This is a genomic window from Microbacterium sp. 13-71-7 (assembly GCF_002257455.1).
In the GTDB taxonomy this organism is placed as follows: Bacteria; Actinomycetota; Actinomycetes; order Actinomycetales; family Microbacteriaceae; genus Microbacterium.
Window position 1 is genome coordinate 1 of sequence record NZ_NCKN01000298.1, and the last position, 4240, is coordinate 4240.

2 protein-coding genes and 1 pseudogene are annotated in these 4240 nt (G+C 72.0%); 2 read left to right on the forward strand and 1 reads right to left on the reverse strand.

The annotated features are described in order from the left end of the window. Window positions 1–574: pseudogene (locus B7X32_RS19030) on the reverse strand (hypothetical protein); the annotation flags it as partial. A gap of 151 nt (window positions 575–725) precedes the next feature. On the opposite strand from B7X32_RS19030, the gene B7X32_RS19035 reads away from it, so the two are divergent. Both B7X32_RS19035 and B7X32_RS19040 read left to right on the forward strand, forming a co-directional pair. Then, complete coding sequence (locus B7X32_RS19035; protein ID WP_292723301.1) at window positions 726–3257, forward strand: glycosyltransferase; 2532 nt, start codon at window positions 726–728, stop codon at window positions 3255–3257. Window positions 3258–3282: 25 nt separating this feature from the next. Continuing rightward, a partial coding sequence (locus B7X32_RS19040) for a hypothetical protein (protein WP_292723303.1) occupies window positions 3283–4240 on the forward strand: 958 nt, incomplete at its 3' end.

Genomic DNA, 4240 nt, shown 5'->3' on the forward strand with positions numbered 1-4240 from the left:
AGATGCCGACCGTGAGCACGGCCGAGTACGCGATCCAGCCGCCGAGCGCCCGCGACTCGCGGCGGGCGATCTCGACCAGGATCGCACACAGCACCGCGGCGAGCGCCGCCGTCATCGCATAGGACCGCGCCTCCTCCCCCGAGAAGATCAGCCGCGGCAGGATCGCCGTGAAGACGCCGGCGAGCACCGCGAAGCGCAGCGTCCCGAAGCGTCCGCACATCCACACGACCGCGGCGGCGCAGACGCCCATCGCGAGGGCGGAGGGGAAGCGGATCGAGAAGGCGCTGGGGCCGAACACGTCGATCCACGCGTGCAGCCCGAAGTAGTACAGTCCGTGCACCGCGTCGACGTAGCTCAGCATGTGCACGAGCGACGGCAGCGGCCGCGTCGCCGACATGAGGCTCGCGGCCTCATCGCCCCACAGCGAGGGGATCCAGGATCCGGCCGCGCTCGCGGCGACCGCGAACAGCCCGACGAATGCCGCCCACAGCCCGAGACGGCGAGGATCGGCGAGGCGCTCCTCCGAGTCCAGGGTCTCCTGGGCCGACGAACGGTGCAGGGCCTGACTGGTCACGACGCCCGAGCGTAGCGTGCGCGTCTTGGCGTCCCCTCCGAGGCCGCCCCCGGGCGAGCCGCGCGCTCCAGGCGACGACGGCACTCGTCACCGGGCCGTCATCCACCGTTCTCAGAGAATTCGCCCGGCATGCGCCTAATATCCTTGATCCGTGTCCCTCTCCTCCTCCGTGCGGCGCTTCCGCTCCACCGCCCGACGCCTGAAGCGCGCCGTCGACGCGGAGCGCATCGCCTTCTGGCGCTCCCGTCCCGTGCGCCCCGATCAGGTGCTGTACGAGTCCTTCGCCGGCAACGGCATGCTGTGCAACCCCGAGGCGATCTTCCGCCACCTGCTGGCCGACCCTGCGTACGCCCGGCTGACGCACGTCTGGGCGCTCGCCGACGACGACGCGATCGAGCGGTTCAGAGCCGAGTTCGCCGGAGACCGACGGGTCTCGTTCGTCCGCCGCGGATCCGCCTCCTACCGTCAGGCCCTGGCCGTGAGCGGCTGGCTGATCAACAACGCGACGTTCCCGACCTGGTTCAGCAAGCGGGAGGGCCAGGTGTACCTGAACACCTGGCACGGCACGCCGCTCAAGCTCATGGGCTTCGACATGCCGTCCGGAGCCGTGCAGTCTGCCAACACCCTGCGCAACTTCCTGATGTCGGACTACCTCCTCGCGGCGAACCCGTTCATGGCCGAGACCATGTACGAGGGCGCCTACCGGCTCACCAACGTCTACCCCGGCACGCTCATCGAGGAGGGCTACCCCCGCATCGACCGGCAGCGCCTCGACGCCGCCGCTGAGGCGGCCGTGCGCGCGGAGCTCGAGGGCAGCGGCGTCGTGCTCGGCGACAAGCCGATCGTGCTGTTCGCGCCCACCTGGCGGGGAACGTCCTTCGACGACCCCGAGGACAACATCGACGAGCTGGCCGCCCAGCTCGCCGCGCTGCAGGCCGGCGTCGGGAACGACAGGGTCGTCGTGCTGAAGACCCACCAGATCGTGCACGCGCACGCCTCGGCGCGCCCGGAGCTCGCACGCTCCCTCGCGCCGAACTCGATCCCGTCGAACGTGCTGCTGGGGGCCTCGGCGGGCCTCGTCACCGACTACTCGTCGATCTTCTTCGACTACCTGGCGACGGGCCGCCCCATCGCGTTCTTCACCCCCGACGCCGACCTGTACTCCTCGGGCCGCGGCACGTACATGCCGCTGGACACGCTGCCCGGGCCGGTGTCCGACGACGCGGCCGAGACCGGCCGCGCCCTCGGAGCGCTGCTGGACGGCGCGGAGCCGCATCCGCAGTACGCCTCCTGGGCCGAGCGCTTCGCCCCGTTCGAGGACGGCGGCGCGACCGCGCGCGTGGTGGACATCGTCTTCGGCGGCGTCAGGGAGGGCTACCGCGCCCGTCCCACCGCGCACGACGGCCGCAAGCGCCTGCTCGTGTACCTCGGCGGCATGAAGCCGAACGGGATCACCACGAGCGCGCTCAACCTGCTCGGCGCGATCGACCACAGCCGCTACGACGTGACCGCACTGCTGCCCAAGAGGCGACTCAGCACGGATCCGCTCACGCAGGCGAGGATCCCCGCCGAGGTGCGGCAGGTGTTCCGCATCGGCGGGATGAACGGGTCGAAGGCCGTGCACCTGCGCCGGCGCTTCGATGAATGGCGCGGCGCCCCGCGCACCCCGGGTGCGGAGCCGTGGCACGAGGCGCTGTGGACGGCGGAGTGGATGCGCGTGTTCGGCGACGCCCGCTTCGACTGGGTCGCCGACTTCAGCGGTTACGGTCCCGTGTGGACCACCCTGCTGCTGCACGCCCCCGCGGTGAGCGAGGGCGGGCCGGATCCGGTGCGCGCGATCTGGATGCACAACGAGATGGCGTCCGACCGGGAGCGCACCGTCAACGGCAAGGCCAGCATGAAGCGGGGTCTCGGCGCCGTGTTCTCGATGTACTCCGAATACGACCAGCTGGTCTCGGTGTCGCACCAGCTCACCGAGCTGAACCGCATCGAACTCGCCGAGTACGCCCCCGCCGACCGCTTCCGCACGGTCCGCAACTTCCCCGACGTCGAGCACGTCGTGAGCGGCGCGCGCCGGCCGCTGAGCGAGTTCTTCTCGGAGTCCGACGCCCAATACGAGGCGGCCGACAGGGAGATCCCGCCCCGCCCGGCGTGGTACGAGGCGCTCCAGGCCGACGAGGGCGAACTGCGCTGGTTCGTGACGGTGGGCCGCCTCTCCCCCGAGAAGAACCACGCGCGCCTGATCCGATCGTTCGGCGCCGTACACCGCGCTCATCCCGAAGCACGGTTGCTCATCGTCGGCGGAGGCCCGCTGCAGGGCGAGCTGCAGCGTCAGATCGACGACGCGGGCCTGTCCGAGGCGGCGTTCCTCACCGGCGCGCAGCGCAACCCCTACGCGCTGCTCGCCGCCTCCGACTGCTTCGTGCTGTCCAGCCTCTACGAGGGGCAGCCGATGGTGCTCATCGAGGCGGCGATCTGCGGACTGCCGATCGTGTCGACGTCGTTCGGATCCGTCTACGGCGCGCTGCCCCAGGGCGCGATCCGGATCGTGGAGCAGGACGACGACGCGCTCGCGGCGGGGATGACCGCGGTGCTCGACGGCGAGGTGCCTCCGGCATCGCTCGACACGGACGCCTATCGCGCCGACGTGAAGGCCGAGTTCGAGGCGCTGCTGACCGACTGAGCGGCGCCCTCGATAGGATCCCCGCATGACCGCCGACGCACGACCGCCCGGTCCGCCGGTGCGCGGCGTGCCGCGCAGTCTTGCGATCGCGCGGGCCTGGGGCCGGCTCGACGGAGTCGGTCCTCTCACGAACCCCACCGGCGCTCCGCTGGCCCGCACGACCAAGCTCCTGATCGACCCGCTCGTGATCCGGCCCTCCGCACGCCCTCATCTCGCCCACGCCGTGCTCCCGGACGAGTCCGCCCGTGAGCTGGAGTCGCTGCTCGACGCGGCGCAGGCCGATCTCGCCGCGACGGCCGCCTGGTTCACCGTGCTGAAGCGCGCGCGACGCCGGGCCGGGATCACGCGGGGCAACCCCCAGGACCTCTATTTCCAGCGCGCGTTCGAACTGGGCCGGCGCCACGGCCCCCCGACGCACGATGCCGAAGACATCGCCGCCGCCACGCTCGCCGAGGTGCACCACGTGATCCGCCCAGGGCTCGCCGAGCTGCGCGCGCATCTGAGCGATCCCGCCGTCGCGGCCCGGGCGGCACGGGAGATCGCGGACGCCTGGGCACGCCGGACCGCGCCCGTCGACGCGGTCGCGCAGGATGCCCTTCGCCTCCTGCTGGACTCCTGCGCGAGCGGTTCCGCAGCAGAGGAGTTCGCCGCCCTCGTCGCGTCCCGCAGCGGATCCGCCGGCGCACCGCCGTCCGATCGCCGAGGAGCCGCCAGGGCGCTGGGGCTGACGGCGAAGGACCTCCCCCTGCCACCGGAGCCGGGAACGAGCGCCACCAAGACCGCGATGCCGCCGCCGTTCGACAGGTCGCTGTTCGAGCGCCTGTTCGCGTCGTTCGCCGCCGTCGCGGACAGCCCGGACGCCCTCGAGGACGTCGTGCACGACGAGATCCGCCGGACGGCGGGCGCATGGCAGCTCGCCGAGGAGCAGAGCCGGGTGGTGCTGCTCGCCGCGGCCGAAGCGTCCGCCGTGCTCGCGGACCCCG